General features: G+C 74.0%; 12 protein-coding genes. 7 read left to right on the top strand and 5 right to left on the bottom strand.

The annotated features are described in order from the left end of the window. Nucleotides 1-25 precede the first annotated feature (25 nt). Nucleotides 26-1,771: a phytoene desaturase family protein gene (locus K4G22_RS26745; protein ID WP_228083012.1), complete on the top strand. Its 1,746-nt coding sequence runs from the start codon at nt 26-28 to the stop codon at nt 1,769-1,771. Further along, the gene (locus K4G22_RS26740) at nt 1,768-2,829 is read left to right on the top strand and encodes an MDR family NADP-dependent oxidoreductase (protein ID WP_228083011.1); all 1,062 of its coding nucleotides are present in this window, start codon (nt 1,768-1,770) and stop codon (nt 2,827-2,829) included. The genes K4G22_RS26745 and K4G22_RS26740 overlap by 4 nt, the downstream gene beginning before the upstream one ends. A gap of 533 nt (nt 2,830-3,362) precedes the next feature. Here the strand turns inward: K4G22_RS26740 and K4G22_RS26735 are convergent. Then, complete coding sequence (locus K4G22_RS26735; protein ID WP_228083010.1) at nt 3,363-3,794, bottom strand: hypothetical protein; 432 nt, start codon at nt 3,792-3,794, stop codon at nt 3,363-3,365. Between the two features lie 158 nt (nt 3,795-3,952). Here K4G22_RS26735 and K4G22_RS26730 point away from each other — a divergent pair, with 158 nt between their 5' ends. Together K4G22_RS26730 and K4G22_RS26725 are read left to right on the top strand one after the other, a co-directional pair. Then, nucleotides 3,953-5,584, top strand: a complete 1,632-nt coding sequence (locus K4G22_RS26730; RefSeq protein ID WP_228084242.1) for a CDP-glycerol glycerophosphotransferase family protein — start codon at nt 3,953-3,955, stop codon at nt 5,582-5,584. 282 nt (nt 5,585-5,866) lie between these two features. Next, the gene (locus K4G22_RS26725; RefSeq protein WP_228083009.1) at nt 5,867-9,148 is read left to right on the top strand and encodes a S8 family serine peptidase; all 3,282 of its coding nucleotides are present in this window, start codon (nt 5,867-5,869) and stop codon (nt 9,146-9,148) included. A 54-nt stretch (nt 9,149-9,202) separates the two neighbouring features. Here the strand turns inward: K4G22_RS26725 and K4G22_RS26720 are convergent, their stop codons facing one another. From K4G22_RS26720 to K4G22_RS26710, 3 genes are all read right to left on the bottom strand, one after another. Then, a complete protein-coding gene (locus K4G22_RS26720) occupies nt 9,203-11,167 on the bottom strand; it encodes a tetratricopeptide repeat protein (protein ID WP_228083008.1) in 1,965 nt (654 codons plus the stop codon). 163 nt (nt 11,168-11,330) lie between these two features. Continuing rightward, complete coding sequence (locus tag K4G22_RS26715) at nt 11,331-11,969, bottom strand: helix-turn-helix transcriptional regulator (RefSeq protein WP_228083007.1); 639 nt, start codon at nt 11,967-11,969, stop codon at nt 11,331-11,333. Then, a complete protein-coding gene (locus K4G22_RS26710) occupies nt 11,966-13,117 on the bottom strand; it encodes a threonine synthase (protein ID WP_228083006.1) in 1,152 nt (383 codons plus the stop codon). The genes K4G22_RS26715 and K4G22_RS26710 overlap by 4 nt, the downstream gene beginning before the upstream one ends. Nucleotides 13,118-13,420: 303 nt before the next feature. Between K4G22_RS26710 and K4G22_RS26705 the strand changes: the two genes are divergently transcribed. Next, nucleotides 13,421-15,457, top strand: a complete 2,037-nt coding sequence (locus K4G22_RS26705) for an elongation factor G (RefSeq protein WP_228083005.1) — start codon at nt 13,421-13,423, stop codon at nt 15,455-15,457. Nucleotides 15,458-15,563: 106 nt separating this feature from the next. Further along, the gene (locus K4G22_RS26700; protein ID WP_228083004.1) at nt 15,564-15,929 is read left to right on the top strand and encodes a hypothetical protein; all 366 of its coding nucleotides are present in this window, start codon (nt 15,564-15,566) and stop codon (nt 15,927-15,929) included. On the opposite strand, the gene K4G22_RS26695 is transcribed toward K4G22_RS26700, so the two are convergent. Next, a complete protein-coding gene (locus K4G22_RS26695; RefSeq protein WP_228083003.1) occupies nt 15,888-16,703 on the bottom strand; it encodes a GNAT family N-acetyltransferase in 816 nt (271 codons plus the stop codon). The genes K4G22_RS26700 and K4G22_RS26695 overlap by 42 nt on opposite strands. Before the next feature lie 198 nt (nt 16,704-16,901). Between K4G22_RS26695 and K4G22_RS26690 the strand changes: the two genes are divergently transcribed. Next, a complete protein-coding gene (locus tag K4G22_RS26690) occupies nt 16,902-18,491 on the top strand; it encodes an MFS transporter (protein ID WP_228083002.1) in 1,590 nt (529 codons plus the stop codon). The last annotated feature ends 22 nt before the right edge of the window (nt 18,492-18,513 follow it).

The following is an 18,513-nucleotide window of genomic DNA, read 5'->3' as shown; positions in this document are numbered from 1 at the left end:
GCGGACGCGGAACACCAGAGAGAGCATGATCATCATCGGTGGCGGCCTCGGTGGCCTCGCCACCGGCGCCTACGCACGGATGAGCGGGTACCGCACCCACATCCTGGAGATGCACGAGATCCCCGGTGGGTCCTGCACGTCCTGGGATCGCGGTGACTTCACCTTCGACTGGTGCGTCTCCTGGCTGCTGGGCAGCGGCCCGGGCAACGAGATGCACCAGATCTGGCTGGAGTTGGGCGCCATCCAGGGCAAGGAGATGCGGCAGTTCGACGTCTTCAACATCGTCCGCGGCCGGGACGGTCAGGCCGTCTACTTCTACTCGGACCCGGACCGGCTCCAGCGGCATCTGACGGAGATCTCCCCGGCGGACGCCCGCCGGATCCGGCACTTCTGCCAGAACCTGCGCACCTTCCGCAAGGCGCTGGCCGTCTACCCGTTCCTCAAGCCCGTCGGCATGATGGGCCGCGCGGAACGCTGGCGGATGCTGCTCTCGTTCCTCCCCTACTTCAACGCCATCCGCAAGTCGATCACCGAGCTGATGACCGACTACTCGCGGCGGTTCCAACACCCGCTGCTGCGCGAGGCGTTCAACTTCATCCTCTACGAGAAGCACCCCGACTTCCCGGTGCTGCCGTTCTACTTCCAGCTCGCCTCGCACGCCAACCACACGGCGGGCGTGCCCGAGGGCGGCTCGCTCGGCCTGGCGCGATCCGTCGAGGACCGCTATCGGCGGCTCGGCGGGGAGATCACGTACAACGCCCTGGTCGAGGAGATCCTGGTGGAGGACGACCGGGCCGTCGGGGTGCGGTTGACCGACGGAAGGGAGTTCCGCGCCGACATCGTCGTCTCCGCGTGCGACGGGCGCAGCACCCTGCTGGGCATGCTCGGCGGGCGCTACCTCAACGACACCTACCGGCGGCTGTACTCCGAGACCATCGACCAGCCGGGAATGCTCTCCCCCGGCTATGTGAGCGTCTTCCTCGGACTGCGCCGCCCGTTCCCCGAGGCCGACCCCTGCACCACCTATCTGCTGGACGAGCAACGGGCCGAAAAGCTGCTCGGGCTGCGCCATCCCAGCATCAACGTCCAGTTCCGCAACCAGCACTATCCCGAACTGTCCCCCGAGGAGACCAGCGTGGTGTACGCCACTTACTTCTCCGAGGCGGCCCCCTGGCGCGCGCTGCGGGACGGGCCCGAACAGGCCAGCCGACCGCGCAGGGGGCAGATCCTGCACACCCTGCCGGTGCGGCACGGCAAGGCGTACGCGGCGGCCAAGCGGCGTGCCCGGATCACCGTGGAGACGTTCCTCGACGAGCGCTTCCCCGGGCTGCGCGAGTCCGTCGCCGTCCGGGACGTGTCCACGCCGCTGACCCAGATCCGCTACACCGCCTCCCACAACGGGTCCTTCCCCGGCTGGCAGCCGTTCATGGACGACGGCGGCGAGGCGCTGGAGAAGGAGATCAACCGCAACGGTCCCGTGCTGCCGGGGCTGGCCAACTTCTACATGTCCGGGGTCTGGGTGACCGTGGGCGGCCTGATCCGGGCGGTGGCGGCCGGGCGCCAGGTCGTCCAGTTCATCTGCCGGGACGACGGGCGGGAGTTCACCGCCGAGATCGACGACCACCTGCCGCCGCCGCGCCAACGCGTCGTGCCCGTCGGGCCGCGCCCCGACGAGGCGGCGTCACCCGCGCCCCGCGAGCCCGTGGGGGCGGCCCGACACACCGCGACCACCGCCACCACCGTGAACACCACACCGAGGAGCGCCTGTTGAAGATCGAGAAGTGGGTCGTCCGCGAACATGTGGCCGGTATCCCCGAGGCCGAGCGGATCTACGAGAAGGTCACCGAGGAACTCGACGTCACGCTGCGGGACGACGAGATGCTGCTCCGCACCCGCTATGTCTCCGTCGACCCCTATCTGGTGGGCCTCTCCCAGGAGACGCCGCTGGGCCAACACGTCGGTGGCGACTCCATCATGGAGGTCGTCGACGCCGGGCCGCGCGCCGACTTCGGCGTCGGGGACCTGGTGCAGGGCTTCGGCGGCTGGCGCACCCATCTGGTGAGCGACGGCCGGGCCTGGGTCTGGCAGAACGGCGGCTTCCCGCTGCGACTGCCCCCGTTCCGTCGCCTCGACCCCGCCGACTACGACAACCAACGGCTGCCGATCTCCACGGCGTTGGGCATCATGGGCACCCCCGGCATCACCGCCTGGGGCACCATGACCAAGTTCCTCGACGTGACGCCGGGCGACACGGTGCTGATCAGCGGCGCCAGCGGGGCGATCGGCACGCTGGCCGCGCAGCTGGCCAAGCGCGCCGGGGCGGCCAAGGTGATCGGCACCACCTCGTCCGAGGAGAAGGTCGACTACCTGACGCGCTTCGGCTTCGACCAGGTGGTGCGCTACCGCCAGGGCGACGACGTGGACGAGACCCACAAGGCGCTGCTCGCGGCGACCGACGGCATCGACCGCTACTTCGACAACCTCGGCGGCAGCGTCACCGACGCGGCGTTCCGCATGCTGCGCCCGCACAGCCGGGTGGCCGTCTGCTGGCAGTGGTCCACCACCGTCAACGGCGACTGGATCGGGCCCCGGCTGCTGCCCTACATCATGTTCCCGCGCACCACGATCCGAGGCATCTTCGCCGAGGAGTGGTTCACCGAAGAGAACCTGGCCATTCTGCTGCGGGACGTCGGCGGCCTGGTGCGGCGCGGCGAGATCGTCTTCGACGAGACGGTGCACCAGGGCTTCGACGCCTTCCCCGTCGCCTACCAGAACCTCTACACCAACCGCGCGGCCAACCGGGGCAAACTCCTCATCGCGGTGGGCTAGGGCCGCCCGGGCCTTGGCAGCGGCCCTGGGCCACCGCGGTCCACTGCCCGAGCAGGGACCGCCGCCACGCCGGCCCCCGGCTGCGGCCCTGCGGGCCGGGACATGGCGGTCCCCGCCGCGACACGGCCGGAGCGGCGGAGCCGCCACACGCCTCGGGCGGGAACGAGCCGGCCGGGGCCGCCGGCCACACTGGCCCCGCGCCGCGACGCCGCGCGAACGCGCGGGGAACGGGGCCGCAGGCCCGGACGGGGCGCCGCCACGCCGGCCCCCGGCCGCGGCCCTACGGGCGGGAAGGGGCCGGCCGGCCTCGTTGACCCCGTGCGAACGGGGCCGCGGGCCCGGGGCGGAACGTCGCCGCACCGCCGAGGCGGCAGGGCAGGGCCGGCCCCGGGCGGCGGACAGACCGGAACACGGCGGCGGAGCCGCCACACCGCCGAGGCTGTGGCTCGGGCCGACCAGTGGCGAAGGCCGGTGCCCCGGGCACGGGGGCGCGGCCGGACGGGAAGGGCGTGGGGCCGGTGGCCGTGCGGTGGTCAGCTCGGTGGCGGGTCCGGCGCGCGCAGCGCCTCGCGGGCCGCGTGGATGAACGCGAAGCGCGCGCGTTCCAGCTCGTCCAGGCCGCGTTCGCGGCGCAGCGCGTCCAGCAGGGCGCCCGCCTCCGTGGCCGCCGCCCCGTCCAACTGGACGGCGCCCAGGGCGCGTTGGAGCGCGGCGCGGTCCTCCGCCGAGCCGCCACCGGCCCGGCGGGCGAGGAGCACCGTCTCGGCGGCGTCCAGGAAACGCAGATAGGTGGCGAGGCGGGCGGCCAGCGCCCGCTCCCGCCGCTGCTGTTCCACGGTGATCCGCACCGTCTCCAGCATGGCCGCCGCCTGCCGCCGGCCGGCCGACCGGGCGAAGATCCCGCTGATCAGGCTGGCCACCAACGCCGAGCCGGCCGCGATCAACGCCACTCCCCACTCCGTCATGCGGTTATTCTTCCCGCCCCGGCTGCCCCTCCCACCCCCGACGAGTACGATCGAGCCATGTGTCCTGACAACCCACGCAACCGTCGGTGACCAGCGGGAACGAGCCTGTTCAGGGGCCCGCCCAGGCCACGTCGGACAACCGCCCGACCTGCCGCACGGTGCTCTTCGCCGCGCGGTCGGCGACCGCGCTCCACCGTCTGCTCGACGTCCTTCCCGTCTTCGCGGGGGACGACCGGATCGCCCGCCGCTTCACGCTGGTTCCCGGCTCCGCGTTCGACGTGGACGCGCTGGCCGCCGTGGAGCGGGCCGGCGGCCGGACGGTGCCGTGGGAACAGGCGCGGGGCCTCGGCTTTGACCTGATCCTGGCGGCCAGCCCCAAGGGACGGCTCGAACTGCTCGCCGGGGAACGGGTGTTGCTGCCGCACGGCGCCGGCTTCGGCAAGACCCTCCCGGGGGAGGGCACCCCGGGCGCGCCATCCGGTCTGGACCCGGAGTTCCTGCTCGCCGACGGGGAGCCGCTGGCCGCCCTGCACGCGCTGGCCCACCCCCAACAGGTGGACCAGCTGGCGGCGTTCAGCCCGCGCGCGGCGGCCCGCGCCGTGGTGGTGGGAGACCCGACGTTGGAACGGCTGCTCGCCTCGGTCGGTCAACGGAGCCGGTTCCGGGCCGCGTTGGGCACGGGGGCCCGTCGGCTGCTGGTGCTCACCTCCACCTGGGGCCCGGAGTCGCTGCTGCGCCGGCGTCCTGGGCTCGCGGCCGAGCTGCTGGCCCGACTCCCCTTGGACGGCTACCAGTTGGCGCTGATCCTGCATCCCAACGAGCGCAGCCGGCTGGGCTCGTTGGATCTGGCGCAGAGCCTCGCGCCCGCGCTGGACGCGGGCCTGTCGCTGCCCGGGCCGCACGCCGAATGGGGCAGCCTGCTGGTCGCGGCCGACGCGGTGATCACCGACCACGGTTCGACGGCGCTCTACGCGGCGGCGCTCGACCGCCCGGTGATCGCGGCCTACGACGGCGGCGACGAGCTGATCCCCGGCAGTCCGATGGCCCGGCTGCTGGCGGCCAGCCCCCGGTTGACGTCGGCGGACGGGCTGGCCGAGGCGTGGCGGGCGGCGTCCGCCGCGCGCGGCGTCGGGCCCGCCCTGGCGGCGCTGGCCTTCGCCGAACGCGGGCGCGCCCTGGAGCTGTTGCGCGAGGAGCTGTACGCGCTGCTCGGGCTGGCCCCGGTCGGCCCGCCGCCGGCGCCCGAGCCGCTGCCGACGCCGAGACGGGCGGCACGCGAGCCGGTGGCCTGCGCGGTGAACGCGGACGTGGTGGGCGACGCGCTGGTGACCGTGGAGCGCTTCCCGCCCTGGCGGGAGCGGCCGGCCAGGCTGCTCGCCGCCGAGCAGGGCGCGGCGAGCGAACGGCAGGCGCAGAGCGCGGGGTTGCTCTACCGGCGCGCTGGCGGCGCGGCGCCGGCCGCGCCGCACCTGGTGGCGTGGACGGCCGCCGGCTGGATCGACGAGACGCTGCGCCGCTACCCGGGCTGTGCCCTGGCCGGGGTGGTGCTCTCCGCCACCCGCGCGGTGCTGCGGACGCGTGCCGGGGCGTTGCTGCGGCTGGAGTTGGCGCCGCTGCCGGTCGAGGGGCGGCTGGTCCACACCGACCCGGCCGCCGTGCTCTGCGCCGCGCACGCCTGGCTCACCCGGTGTCCAGGAGGGCGTGCCGCGTTCGACACCCGCGTCGGCCACCATGTCTTCCCCACCACCCTCGCCCCGGCGACCCCCGAGGACGCCGACCATCCCCTGTGACCCGCCGGGCGGGCTTGGGCGCGTCTCTTCGCCCATGTGACGGTCCATGTTCCGAGGCTCACGCCATGCGTCGTTCTTTTCCGGCCAGCTCCATCGAGGGTCAACTCCCCTGTGATCGACCGGACAAGAACGCCTCGAACACGGGTGACGCCTCGGGGAAGCTGGGAAAATCGACTGATTCCGGGGTACCGGAGAAGGTGACGATTCGCACCCGCACATGGCTTGGACGCAGCCGCGTACGCTCCCCGTGTGCGAGACAACTCTGAGAACGCGGGGAGCCGAGTGCCCCCACATCATCCGACGCGGCGCGATCGGGGCGGGCGCCCGAGGCGCGGCAGGACGGTCGCGGCCGTCGCCCTGGCCGTGGCCGTGGTCGGCGGTCCGCTGCTGGCCGCGCCCGCCACCGCCGGCGCGGCCGGCCCCCCGGGCGGCGGGCCGGCCGCCGAGGCCGGGGCGGCCCACGAGATCACGCTGATCACCGGGGACCGGGTGCGGCTCGACGCCGATGGCGGCGTCCTCGCCGTCCGGCCCGCCCCAGGCCGCGAGTCCATACCGGTGACCGTGTCCGAGGGGAGCGATCGCACCTTCGTGATCCCGTCGGACGCGCGCCGTCTGATCGCCGAAGGGCTCGTCGACCAGCGGCTGTTCGACGTCACGGAGCTGACCCGCCCCGAGTACGCCCGACTGGTCGGGGACGGTGTTCCGCTGATCGTCTCCTATGCGGGCGAGCGGCCCGCCACGCTGTTCGCCGACGCCGGCGTGCGGGTGCGCACCGAGTTGCCGAGCATCGACGCCGAGGCGCTGACGGTGCCCCCGGACGGTGCGGCCGGGGTGTGGGAGTCGTTGACCGGCCCGAGGACGCTGGCCGCCGGGGTCTCGTCGCTCTCCCTGGACAGCGTCAGGACGGCGGCGCTGGACCGCAGCGTGCCGCGGATCGGGGCGCCGGCCGCCTGGGACGCCGGCTTCGACGGCACCGGAGTGACCGTCGCCGTCCTGGACACGGGCATCGACACGACGCACCCCGACCTCGACGAGGGGAAGGTCGTCGCGGCGGCCAACTTCAGCGACGCGGAGGGCGTCGAGGACCGCTACGGCCACGGCACGCACGTCGCGTCCATCGCGGCGGGCTCGCGTGGCGCGTTCACCGGGGTGGCGCCCGGGGTCTCGCTGCTGAACGGCAAGGTGCTCGACGACTTCGGCAGCGGCGTGGAGTCAGGGATCGTCGCCGGCATGGAGTGGGCCGTCGAACACGGCGCCGACATCGTCAACATGAGCCTGGGCGGCGACGACACGCCGGGCGTCGACCTGTTGGAGGAGGCGGTGAACCGGCTGTCGGACGAGACCGACGTCCTGTTCGTCCTCTCCGCGGGGAACGGCGGTCCTGGGCCTGGCACCTTGGGCTCGCCCGGCAGCGCGGACGCGGCGTTGACCGTGGGCTCGGTCGACAGGGACGACGCCCTGGCGCGGTCCTCGTCGATCGGCCCGCGCGTGGACGACGCGGCGCTGAAGCCGGACCTGACGGCCCCCGGGGTGGGCATCGCCGCGGCGGCGGCCGAGGGCAGCTGGCTCGCGGAGGGCGGCGAACCGGCCGGCGAGGGCTATATGCACCTGTCCGGCACGTCGATGGCCGCACCGCATGTCGCCGGGGCCGCGGCGCTGCTCGCGCAGCAGCACCCGGACTGGACGGGCGAGCGCCTGAAGGCCGCGCTCGTCGCCTCCTCGACTCCCGTCGCTGGCTACAGCGCGTTCCAACAGGGCGCGGGGCGCACGGATGTGGCCGCGGCGATCGGGCAGACCGTCGTGGCCGAGCCGGTGTCCCTCTCCTTCGGCGCGCAGGAGTGGCCGCACTCGGACAACGAGCCGGTGACGCGGGAGCTGACCTACCGCAACCTCGGCACCGAGGACATCACGCTGGACCTGTCGCTGACCACGGTCGGCCCTGACGGCGGCCCCGCTCCCGAGGGCGCCTTCCGGCTCGGCGCCGAGACGGTCACCGTGCCGGCCGGCGGCACCGCCGGCGTCGAGGCGACCGCCGACACCGCGTTCGACACCGGGACCGTCGAGAACCCGGCGGGCGCCTACAGCGTGTTCGTGACGGCGGCGGGGGAAGGGCACACCGTCACCACCGCCGGCGCGATCGACCTGCTGGGCGAGTTCCACGTCCTGACCGTGCGGGCCGTCGGGCTGGACGGCACGGCCGTCGGTGACTGGTGGGCGACGCTGGTCGACCGCTCGACGGGCGTGACGACGCTCCTCTTCCCCGACAGCGACTCGTCCGTCCTGCGGCTGCCCGACGGCGGCGACTACCTGCTGTTGACCACCACGCGGGGCGAGGGCTGGGAGGCGCGCCACACCGTTGTGCTGCCCACCCTGGACGAGGACACCACCGTGACGCTGGACGCCCGGGAGGCCAGGGAGATCGACCTGTCGGTGCCCGACGAGAGCGCCGAACCGTTCTACACCTCCAGCAGCGTGGCGCTGCCGGCCCTGGGGATCACCCACGGCTCGGAGGGCTCGGGCGAGGAGGTGCTGCTCACCCAGCACATGGGGCCCGCGTTGGCGGAGGACGAACTGCTCGTCTCCCACCAGACGTCCTGGGCGGCCGGCGACACCGAGTACCACACGCTGATCGAGCGGGCCGGCACCAACTTCACAGGGCACCAGCGGGAGTTCACCCATGAGGACCTGGCCGAGGTGCGGCTGACCCTCGGGGCGCCGACCGAGGGCACCACGGGAGAGCTTGAGGTCGTGGGCGGACGCCGGGGCGGCATCGGCCCGGAGCGCGCCCTGCCGGCCGACACCACGCTGTATGTGACCGGCGGCGCCTGGTCGTACACGCTGTACTTCACCGGCCCTGGCGAGGCGGGCTCGTTCTCCGTCTACTCGGGGGACTTCACCGCCGGCCGGACGTACCACGACAGCATGGGCGTGGGGGTGTTCGCGCCCCGGCCGCCGGGCGACGACGGGCTGACGCGCAGCGGGGACCGGCTCGACGCCTTCGTCACCACCGTGTCGGACGGGGCGGGGCACCACGGCTACCTCTCGGGCGGCCACGGCACCACCACGCTGTCCTACGACGGTGAGGTGATCCACACGGAGGACGACTTCCTCCGTGGCTGGGCGAGTTTCGAGGTGCCGTCCGCCGAGGGCCGCTACGAGCTGACCACCACGGCGCTGCGGCCCGACGCGGGGGTGAGCACGGAGATCTCGGCGACGTTCGGGTTCACCTCGGCGTCCGTCCCGGCCGACGAGACGCGACCGCTGCCGGTCTCGCTCGTGCGCTTCTCCCCCGAGCTGGCATCCGACAGCACGGCGCCGGCCGGGCGGGAGACGAGCGTGCCGGTCACCATGGAGGGCGCGGCGGCGGAGAGCGGCCCGGACTCCCTGACGGTCCAGGTGTCCTACGACGGCGGCGCGTCCTGGCAGGGGGCGCCGGTCGCCGACGGCGCGGTAGCGGTGACCAATCCGGCGGCCGGCGGTTCGGTGTCGTTCCACGCGGAGCTGACCGACCGGGACGGCAACACCACGGAGCTGACGATCATCGACGCCTATCGCACCGTCTGATCTCCGGGCCGTGGCCCCCCGCGATCGGTCGGTGGGGGGCCACGGCGTCGGCGGCTATCCGCCGTGGCGCCGCCTGATCTCCCGGGCCGTCGCGCGGAGTTCGGCCGCCCGGTCGGGCTCGCCCAGCTCGGCGACGAGGTCGGCGAGCGGGTCCAGGACTCTGGCCTCGTCGAACTCGGCGCCGCGCGCCCGCGCGGCGGCGAGGGCCGACTCGTAGAGCGGACGGGCCCGTTCGGGGCGGCCGAGGCGGGCCAGGACCCCGGCCAGGGCGAAGGCGACGCGGGCCGCGATCCGCTCCCGGCCCTGCGCACCCGCCAACTCATGGGCCTGGGCCAGGAGTTCCTCGGCGCGGTCCAGCTCGCCCAGGGCGGCGAGCGCCTCGCCCAGGCGGTAGGTCCCGAGCAGGACGCCGTAGGCGTTGCCGATCGCTCGGTGCACCTGCCGGGCCGAGGCGAAGTCGGCGGCGGCCGACTGCCAGTCGCCGCGCCTGCCGTGCAGGGTGCCTCGGAACTCGACGACGGAGGCGGCCAGTTTGCGGTCCCGGGGGGTGTCGTCGAGCAGCTCGACGGCGGCCAGCGCGGCGGCGAGTTGCTCGGCGGCGGCGTCGAACTCGTCCTGCTCCCACAGCGCACGGGCGAGTTGGGCGCGCATCCGGGCCAACGCCGGGATGTGTTCCGCGCGTTGGGCGGAGGCGATGCCGAGCCGGAAGGAGTCGGCCGCGTCGGCGTGGTGCGGATGGTCGAGGAAGTGGGTCCACAGCGGCTCGCACAGCGCCCAGGTCTCGGTGTCCATGCCGAGCCGGTTGGCCTCGGTGACACAGCCGTGGACGGCATGCCGCTCGGCCTCCAACCAGCGCTGTCCGTCGGCCGGTCGGCCCTCCCCCGGGGCGCCGAAGGCGATGTCCTGGGCGTCCGGCTCCGGCGGGACGGGGTCGGCGATGGTCAGTCGCGGGCCGGCGGCGAGCAGATCGGCGCGCTGGGCCTGCCGCAGGTACCAGCGGATGACGCGGCGCAGCGCCGTCTCCCGTTCCCCCGGGGTGCCGTCCTCGCGGGCGCGGCGGTCGGCGTGGGCGCGCAACGGCTCGGGGAGCCGGGCGCGTTCGTGCCTGGCGTCGAGGAGCCCGGCGGCCTCCAGCGCGTCCAGCGAGTCGTCGGCGGCCTCGCGGCCCCGGCCGAGGAACACCGCGACGCCCTCGGGGGTGAGGGCGCCGCCCGGGTAGGCGGGGAGGAGCCGGTAGAGCAGCGCGGCGTCCTCGTCCAGCGCGCGGTAGGCCGCGTCCCACACCGCCTCGACCATCGGTAGCCCCCTGTCCTGGAGTTCGGTGTCGAGCTCGGCGAGCAGCCGGGAGAGGGGGCGTCTGCGGTGGCGGCGCAGCCACTGCCCGGCGACCCGCACGGCGGCCGGCAGACCGGCACAGACGCGCAACAACCCCTGGAGCGCGTCGGGTTCGTCGGTGAGGCGGGGGTCGTCGACGATCATTTCGAGCAGTTCGGCGGCGTCCTGGTCGGCGAGGGGCGCGAGCGGCAGCTCGACGGCGGAGCCGTGTTCGAGGTCGTGCAGCGGGCCGTGGCTGGCGACGATCACCAGGCTGTCCCCCGAGGCGGGCAGCAGCGGCAGCACCTCGGCCGCGGTGCGCGCGTTGTCGACGAGCACGATCAGCCGACGGCCGTCCGTGCGGTCCCAGTACTGGCGGCTGCGGTCGCGGAGCGTCTGGTGGAGCCAGCGGCCTTCGACGTCCAGCGGGGCGAGCAACTCGCCCAGGGCGTCCGTCACTTCGACGACTCCGTCGCGGCGCAGCTCGTTGAGGTCGACCCGCAGGACCCCGTCGGGGTAGCGGTCGCGCAGGGTGCGGGCCAGGCGGTAGGCCAGCTCGGTCTTGCCGGTCCCGCCGAGGCCGCTGAGCGCCAGGCACAGCGGCCGGGACGGGTGCTTCCAGTCGGAGACGGCCCGAAAGGCGCGGGCCTGTTCGTCCTCCCGATCGACGAAGTGTGCTGTTGCCGGTGGAACCTGGTACACCATGCCGGGCCGACTCCGATGTCCGCTGTCAGTGGTCACCGTCGGACCGATCCCACCGTCCGCTCGGCAACGCCCCCTTGGAGCTGCCGTTCACTCTATGTGCACCGCCGCTGTGGAACCAGCGACGCTTCCCAGGACGCGTTCGCCGCGCCGCCGGCCACTCCGGTCAGCGGAGGTCGTTGTAGACCGTGGCGCGGGAGACGCCCAGCAGGTCGGTGAGGGTGCGCACCGAGTGTCTGACCTCAAGGAAGCCCCTGGCCCTGAGCGAGCGGACCAGCTCCCTGCGGGCCGAGGCGCCGAGGCCGCGTGGCGTCTGGCCGTGGGCGCTGGCGAACTCCTCGACGGCGCTGCGGAGTTCGCCCGTGCTGCGGCTGTTCAGCGACTCCCGCACCGGCTGGTCGGGCTCCTCGGTCGCGACGAGCTGGGCGAGGCTTCTGGACACGACGGCGAAGAGGGAGACGTCCAGGTTCAGGCAGATGGCGGCGACGTAGTGGCCCGCGCCGTTCCTGATGCCGATGGAGGTGCTCTTGGCCGGGCGGCCGTCGGGGAAGCGGTTGGGGTAGTTCTGTAGCACGTCCGGGTACGCCGGGTCCGCGATGCGGGCCAGGCCGAGCTCGGTGGCCGGATCGCCGATGTCGCGCCCGGAGAGGTTGTTCTCGATGGTGCGGACGGCGTGCTCGGGGTCGCGCAGGTCGTGCAGCACGACCTCGCACAGCCCGGGGAACATGCGGCCGATGGCGGTGACGATCTTCTCCGCCTCGCGGAGCAGCAGCGCGTCCTCGTCCTCGTCACCGGGGCCGCTCACGCGTCCTCCGGGGCGGGGAAGAGACCGTTCATGAAGCCGGACGCCTTGAGCGCTGTGCCCGTCAGCACCACGACCGTCCGCTCACCCGCGCGGATCGCGCCACGCTCGCGGAACACGTCCACGGCCGCGGCTGCGGTGGCGCTGGTCGGCTCCGCGTACAGCCCGGCGGCGGCCAACTCCCTGACGGAGTCGGCGATCCGCTGCTCCGGGACGGCGACCGTGTCGCCGCCGGAGCGGCGCACGGCCGCCACCACCTCGGGCAGCCTGACGGGCGCGCGGATCGCGGCGCCCTCCGCGATCGTCGGCCCGAACGGCGGCGGCTCGACGCCCTGGAACGCCGCGTGCACGGGGGCGCAGGCGGCGGGCTGGGCGACCAACAGCCGGGGCCGGCGGCGGATCAGACCCGCCGCCAGCAGCTCGCCGAACCCCAGATCGCAGCCGAGGACCAGACTGCCGGCGCCGGCGACCGTCACCACCGCGTCGGGCGCCTCGAAGCCGAGGTCCTCCCACAGCTCGTAGGCGAGGGTCTTGGTGCCCTGGAGGAAGAACGGATGCCAGTTGTGCCCGGCGTAGGGGACCCGAGCTGAGCGTCGAAGGGCCTCGGCCGAGGCGGCGGCCCGGTCGCCTGGCACGGCCCTGACGCGGGCGCCGAACGCCCGGGTCTGGGTGACCTTGGCGGGCGAGGTGCCCTCGGGCACCAGGATCTCGGCCTGGAGGCCGGCGGCGGCGCAGTAGGCGGCGACCGAGGAGCCGCCGTTGCCCGAGCTGTCCTCGATGACCTCGGTGACCCCGGCGCCGGCCAGGGCGCTGATCATGACGCTCGTGCCCCGGTCCTTGAAGCTTCCCGTGGGGTTGAACCACTCCAGCTTGAACGCCAACGGGCCGCCGCGCCAGTCCCGTTGGAGCAGCGGGGTGCGCCCCTCGCCCAAGCTCACCGGGGCGGCCCCGGCGGCGGACGGGAGGGCGGCGCGGTAGCGCCACAGGGAGCGCTCGCCGGCATCGATCGCGCCGGGGGCGGGCGCCGGGAGTGGGGAGACGGTGAGCGGCGCCCCGTCGTCGCCGCGCCAGCGCAGCGGATCGAGCGGATAGGTGCGCCCTGATCTGGGGTCGACCAGGCAGGGCGCGGCGGCAGGCTCGCTGGATGGCACGGGGCTCCTCTCGTCGCCGGCTCCCCCGCCGGGCCTGGCCCGGCGCCGTCCAAGACACTTTATCCAGGATTAGACAGACCGCCAAGGCGGGCACCGCGCCGGACCAGCGGAGCGTTATTCGCTGGCGTTCCCCACGGGTCCGGGTAACCTGCCCGGCGGGCCCCTGCCCGACGAAACGGAACGACCAGGCGGAGAACACCGGCTTCGAGCTTCACCGGTGCGACGAAGGGAAGAACGGGATGCGGCGTCACCTCGGAGCGGTCGAGACACCCCCTGTTCACCTCCTGACGCCCGAGGACCGTTTTGCCTTCGCATCCCCAGCCCAACTCCTCCCGAAATTCCCTCCCGAGCACCCTGAACATCGGCGTACTGGCCCATATCGACGCTGGTAAGACCAGCCTCACCGAACGCCTGCTCTTCGACAACGGCGCCATCCCCGAGCTGGGCAGCGTCGATGCCGGCAGCACCCGCACCGACACCGGTGCGTTGGAACGCGAGCGTGGCATCACCATCCGCTCCGCCGTCGCGACGTTCACCACCGGCGACCTCCAGGTCAACCTCGTGGACACCCCGGGGCATCCCGACTTCATCGCCGAGGTCGAGCGCGCCCTCTCCGTGCTGGACGCCGCCGTGCTGGTGCTCTCCGCCGTGGAGGGCGTCCAGGCCCAGACCCGGGTGCTGATGCGCTCGCTCCGCCGGCTCGGCCTGCCCACCCTGCTGTTCCTCAACAAGATCGACCGCCCGGGGGCGCGCCCCGAGTCGCTGCTGGGCGAGGTCAGGGCCAGGCTCGCCCCGCACCTCGTCCCGCTGACCACCGTGACCGACCCCGGCACCCCCGGGGCCGGCGCGCTGCCGCGCCCGCTGGACGCGCCGGAGGTCCGTGCCGAGGTCGCCGCTGTGCTGGCCGAGCAGGACGAGGCGCTGCTCGGCCAGTTGGTCGACGAACGGCCGCCGTCCGCCCGGGCGTTGGGCAGGGCGCTGGTCGAGCAGACCGCGGCGGGTCTGGTGCATCCGGTGCTCTGCGGCTCGGCGCTCACCGGCGCGGGCAGCGCCCAACTCGTCGAGGCGCTGCGCACCCTGCTCCGACCGCCGGCCGCCGACCCCCACGCCGCGCCCAGCGGCACCGTCTTCGCCATCGAACGCACCGGGGCCGGCGAGAAGGCGGCCTATCTGCGGCTCTTCGACGGTCAGTTGGCCGCGCGTCGCCTGGTCACCTTCCACCGGCGCGAACCGGACGGCGGCGTCGGTGAGTTCACCGGCCGGATCAGCCGGGTCGAGGTGGTCGGGGCCGAGGGCGAGGCCGGCGCCCCGGCCGGGCGGCGGCTGCGCGCCGGAGGGATCGCCCGGCTCTACGGGCTGCCCCGGGTGCGGATCGGGGACCGGCTCGGCCGCCCGCCACGCGAGTCGACCGGCACGCACTTCGCGCCGCCCAGCCTGGAGACGGTGGTCCGGCCGGCCGACCCCGAACGGAAGACGGCGCTCCATGCCGCGCTCACCGCGCTGGCCGACGAGGATCCGCTGATCAGAACGCGGAGCGACGCCGACGGCAGCACCTCGGTGCTGCTCTACGGCGCCGTGCAGCGCGAGGTGATCGCGGAGCGGCTGGCCAGGGACTTCGGTCTGCGGGCCGTCTTCGAGCCGGTCACCCCGGTCTACTTCGAACGCCCCAACGGCGTCGGCGAGGCCGCCCAGGAGCTGAACTCCCGTGCCCACAACGACTTCTGGGCGACCGTCGGACTGCGCGTCGAGCCCACCGCGCCCGGCAGCGGGGTGCGCTTCCACCACCGCGCCGAACGGGGGGTGATGCCCGCCGCGTTCCACCGCGCCATCGAGGAGTCCGTCCTCCGCACCCTGCGGCAGGGGCTGGCCGGCTGGGAGGTCACCGACTGCGCGGTGACGCTCTTCCTCGCCGGCCAGCACGCACCGGCCAGCACGGCGGCCGACTTCCGGGGGCTCACCCCGATCGTGCTGCTGCGCGCCCTCCAGGCGGCGGGCACCACGGTCTTCGAGCCCTGTCTCACCCTGGAGATCGAGATCCCCCCGGACACGTTGAGCGCCGTCACCGGGCTGCTCACCGGCCACGCCGGCCGGATCCTCGACTCGGCCGAGGCCGGCGACGTCTGGGCGCTCACCGTGGAGGTGCCGAGCCGCCTCGTGCCCCGGATCACCACCGCCCTCCCCGGGCTGACCAGGGGCGAGGCCGCACACGGGGCGCGCCCGGGCGGCGACCGACCGGTGCGGAACGCGCCCCCGACCCGCGCCCGCCGGGACGGCGACCCACTGGACCACGACGTCTACCTCCGGTTCCTCGCCCAACGGCACCTGGCGGTCGACGAGTAGCCGTAACGCCCGGTGGCGCGCCGTCTTACGCGGCGCCACACCGGGTACCCGTTCCCTCCGGGGCCGTGAGCGGCCCGCCGACGATCCACGAGGGAGCGTCCCCACCATGGCCACGCGAGAGGAACACCACCAGGACGACGCCAGGAAGTTCGACGAGGTGCAGATCGGCAAGGGCGTGCGGCCGGTCGCCCAACACGGCCAGGTGACCGTCGCCGACGGCACGTTGACCCTGCTCGGCAGCAACGGTCGGCTGATCGGACGGGCCCCCGTGGCGGAGGTCAGCGCCGTGCGGGTCCGCTTCACCGGCGGCCGAACGGTCCGGCTGCGGCTGCACGGCACCCGCTACCACGTCTCCCCCGGCTGGGGCGACAAGGCCGGCGGGCTGCTCCGCCCGGGCCGGCCCCAGCGGGTCGCGCGGGACGCGGCGGCCTTACTCGACCTGATCGAGGCCGGCGGGGGCACCGTGCGCTGACCCGTCGGCGGTGCCCGCCCGGCGCACCAACTCCACGCCGCCGCCCGTGCGTCGGGCCCCGAACGACCGCAGCAGCCGGTTGGACCCGACGTTCCCCTCGTCCACCTCCGCGGTCACGGCCGCCACGCCGCGCCGGTGCAGCACGGCGAGGACCCGGCTCAGCAGCACGCCCGCGAGGCCGCGTCGGCGCGCGGCCCGCCGCACGCCGACCAGGCCGAGCCTGGGCGGCCCCGCTGCCCTGATCCACACCCGGACCAGGCCCAGATAGGCGCCGGTGCCGAGGTCGACGGCCAGCAGGAAGGTGGCCGGATCGAACTCGGGGTCGGCGCGCAGCTCGGCGGCGAACCGCTCCGGATCGTTGCGCCACTCCCCCACCCCCGGAACATCGCGCCGCAGCTCCTCGTCCAGCAGCCGCAGCCGCTCCGGATCCGCCGCGGCGGCGTCCACCACCCCGACCCCGGCCGGCGCCGGCCGGCCCGCTTCGGCGGTGGGCACGGTGTAATGGTGGTCACACCGGTGGACCACGAACCCCCGCTCCGCGAGCGCCCGGGGCCCGGCGCCCTCGTCGGCCCCGTCGATCTCGACGAACAGCTCGGTGCCCCGGAATCCGCCGATCGCGGCGTCGAGCAGCGGCCCCCACGCCTCCTCGCCCACCCCCCTGGGCAGCAGGAACGTGTGCCCGTCAGGGCGTCGCACCCGGGCCAGCTCCCCCAGCGGCCCCCCGGGCCCGGATGCCACCCAACGAGCGCCGTCCCCCACCACCCGTGTCCCCATGACCGACCACGGTAGCCGCGCCCCCGGTCGCGGCGCCCGGGTTTTCCGCGCGTGCCGCCGTCCCCGGAGGGGCCGCCGACGAGGAAAACCGCTGGGGAATAGGCGGGCCCAGCAGCGATGCTAGACCGGATCTGCGCGCCGCCAGGTCGGTTCTGGCGCCCGGTGGGTGACCGACTTTTTCAGGGGAAGGACCGTGCGATGAGTGTCGCGGAGGCCACGGAGCGGGCCGGGACTCGCGAGTGGGTGGGGCTGGGGGTGCTGGCACTGCCGACGCTGCTGTTGGCGTTGGACATCAGCGTGTTGCATCTGGCGGCACCACATCTGAGCGCCGACCTCGGGGCGACCAGCAGCGAGCTGCTGTGGATCCTCGATGTGTACGGCTTTATGATCGCCGGCTTTCTGGTGACGATGGGCACCCTGGGCGACCGGATCGGGCGGCGGAAGCTGCTGATGATCGGCGCGACCGCGTTCGGTGCCGCCTCGGTGGTGGCCGCCTACGCCAACTCGCCGCTGATGCTGATCATCACCCGCGCGCTGCTCGGCATCGCGGGAGCGACGCTGATGCCCAGCACGCTGGCCCTGATCAGCAACATGTTCAAGGACGTGAAGCAGCGGTCGGTGGCGATCGGCGTGTGGATCATCTGCTTCTCCGCCGGCGCGGCCGTGGGGCCGGTGCTGGGCGGGGTGATGCTGGAGGCGTTCTGGTGGGGCTCGGTGTTCCTGCTGGGTGTCCCGGTGATGGTGGTGCTGCTGATCGCCGCGCCGCTGCTGCTGCCCGAGTACCGCGACGACAAGCCGGGCAAGCTGGACCCGATCAGCGTCGGTCAGTCCCTGGCCGCGATGATCCCGCTGATCTACGGCATCAAGGAGCTCGCCAAGGACGGCCTCGAACCGCTGCCGCTCGCCTCGTTGATGTTCGGCTCGCTGATGGGGCTGCTCTTCGTGCGGCGGCAGCGTTCCCTGCCGGCGCCGCTGATGGACATCAAGCTCTTCCGCAACGGCTCCTTCAGCGCCGCCCTGGCCCTGCTGCTGGGCGCCGCCTTCACCTCCGGCGGCGTGATGCTCTTCTTCATCCAGGGCCTCCAGATGGTGCAGGGCATGTCCTCGCTGCGGGCCGGGCTGTGGATGTTGCCCATGACGGCCGGCATGGTCGTCGGCTCGGTGCTGGCGCCGATGCTGGCCCGCCGGATCCCACCGGGCCGGGTGGTGGCGGCCGGACTCGCGCTCTCCGCGAGCGGCTATCTGGTGATGTCCTGGGACGCCAGCTCGCTGGGTCTGGGCGTGACGGGCCTGCTGATCGCGTCGGTCGGCCTGTCGCCCGCGATGGTGCTCGGCACCGATCTGGTGCTGGGCTCGGCGCCGCCGGAGAAGGCCGGGGCCGCGTCCTCGCTCTCCGAGACCTCCACCGAACTGGGCATGGCGCTGGGCATCGCGGTGCTGGGCAGCGTCGGCGCCGCCGTCTACCGCTCCGACATGTCCGGTGCCAGCCCGGACGGCCTGCCGCAGGAGGCCGCCACGCTCGCCGAAGACAGCCTCCCCGGGGCGGTCGGGGTCGTCGAGACGCTGCCGAGCGGCGTCGGGGACGACTTCCTGAGCACCGCGCGGGAAGCGTTCAGCAACGGAGCCGGGATCACCACCCTGGTCGCCGCCGGTACGGTCCTCTTCCTCTCGGCGGTGGCCGTCCGCGCGCTGCGCGGTCTGCGGCCGATAGGCGAGGCCCCCGCCGTGCCGGCCGCCGGCCACCAACCGGAGCCGCGCGAGGACGAGTTGAGCCCCACGTCGCACTGACCTCCCGCCGCCCCCGACGGCC

Origin of the sequence: Streptomyces profundus, from assembly GCF_020740535.1 — a bacterium.
GTDB classification, from domain to species: Bacteria; Actinomycetota; Actinomycetes; order Streptomycetales; family Streptomycetaceae; genus Streptomyces; species Streptomyces profundus.
Note: the sequence above shows the minus strand (reverse complement) of the source record. Positions and strands in the feature narration are given on the sequence as shown.